At 54.7% G+C, this 1720-nt stretch carries 1 protein-coding gene; it reads right to left on the reverse strand.

Annotated features, from left to right (window positions below; all coding sequences use genetic code 11):
• Positions 1-102: 102 nt before the first annotated feature.
• On the reverse strand, positions 103-726 hold the full coding sequence (locus tag NZK35_RS34160) for a hypothetical protein (RefSeq protein WP_259637010.1): 624 nt from the start codon (positions 724-726) through the stop codon (positions 103-105).
• Between the last annotated feature and the right edge of the window lie 994 nt (positions 727-1720).

Here is a 1720-nt window from a genome sequence, read left to right on the forward strand (position 1 = left end):
GAATCTTCAGTTGGCGAACGTCCGCCGTCACCGAGGACGGACGATTGATTTTCCACTCCAAAAACCGCGCAGGCCGTCCTTCGTGTGCACGGCGTGGTTCTGCTAGTTTCCAGTATAGTGAACAGCAAACTCACGTGGGATGAGAACCGAATTTGCGAATACGGCGATTTCTACGCCGTCGATATCATCAAAGTTGTCGCTCATTGGCGCAAGCATGACGATGCACCAGTTCGAGAACTCGCCGACCAGCAGTCCCTGCAGTCCGGCAATCAATTCACGGGACACAACGTCGCCAGCCACTTGAAAGCGGATTTGACAACAGTCGTCAAACCAATCCCACAGCTGGTAGGCGTATGCCTTGTATCGGTCGTCCGGCGATTCCGTGCTGGTCACACCATGATAGTATCCATCCGGAATAGGGAAACTGCGAAAGTGTTCTGTTAAGAAGTTCTCAAGTTTGAGTTGCAAACGGCCGTCGATCGCTCCATAACGGCGTCCACCGTCGTCGGCTTCAAGCCATGTAGCCCGTTCACTTGCTTTGTACTCAGCTTTGAACGGGCTTCGATCAGAATGCCGATCAAGTTCGGCTTCGATTTCATCTGGCGTAACGACTTGGACTCCGAGATCATTCTTGGCATCAATGGTATGTAGGTACATAATCGGCGATTGTGTGTTGCATCCGAGCATGACGCAAACGGCGGAAAGTGCGAACATGCGTTTGAGCATTAGATCCTGTAGCAGAACGTCAGCGATCACCTCGCACGCGGACCTCTACGATTGAGTTGTCGTGAGTGTGATGATCGGAACGGGGTGAAAGCTTGTGTCTCGCGGCAACGAGTGTGCTGGGGTGCATCGCCGGGTTCGTGGCGTGGGTCGGCACGCCGGTTTGGAACATCGTCGCGGTTTGCCAATGTACTCGATTCGAATTGCCAAGGGAAATTCCGGCGTCCCAATCTGCAGCCGGCATGTCAGGCGTCGGTCGTCAGCGTTGAAATTGTCAGGCGTCGGTTTGTCTTCGTCAGCCGAGTCGACCGCGCACCCGTCAAACCGTGACAACAAAAGCGAATCCTAGGAAACGGAGGCTCGATGACTTCAAGTGGGCACAATTCGAGCGTCCCTATCAGCAGCGTGGACGACAGGCGCCGGACCATCGCAGCCACGTCTACCGCCACGAACGTCACGGATCACGCGGTCGCCGCGAGCGATCCTCCACTTCAAAAACCACGACTCGGCGACTCGTCGTGCATCCGATGGTTCGTCGGGTCTACGATCGTTGGGGTCGCGATTCGCTAGTGATTGTCAACAAGTTACTCGGTGTGAACTGCCGTGGGCAAACAAACGTGGCAATCTCTGGCGAGCAGTCAACGGTTCGTGGTATCAATCGACGGTTTGTGATTCTGGTGTCCATGTGCTCGTGCGTATCGCGCGATCGACCCAATTTGCAGGTCTAAAAAGTAACGATGATACGCGGTGTTCGACACTTTCTGGGTCAGGGAATCCGTAGTGTGGTTCAACGTACGTCTTTATTTCCCCGGTTTCCAGCCATGCAATCTCCTCTGTCGGTTCAACCATCGCTGCATATGCCGATCCGTACAGCACTGCGATCACGCCGGCTGCAAGTACGACCAAGCGGCGTCGCTGGCTCGGTGAAGTATCGGTCTCGTCTGACATCGTCTTCAAAGGGGCCTACTTACTCCGACGAACGTCTACGTTCAACGTC

It is taken from the genome of Stieleria sedimenti, from assembly GCF_025060895.1.
GTDB classification, from domain to species: domain Bacteria; phylum Planctomycetota; class Planctomycetia; order Pirellulales; family Pirellulaceae; genus Stieleria; species Stieleria sedimenti.

Bases quoted from the DNA above. Each gene is read 5' to 3' on its own strand.
- NZK35_RS34160 (WP_259637010.1), bottom strand. From the start codon at position 726: ATGCTCAAACGCATGTTCGCACTTTCCGCCGTTTGCGTCATGCTCGGA.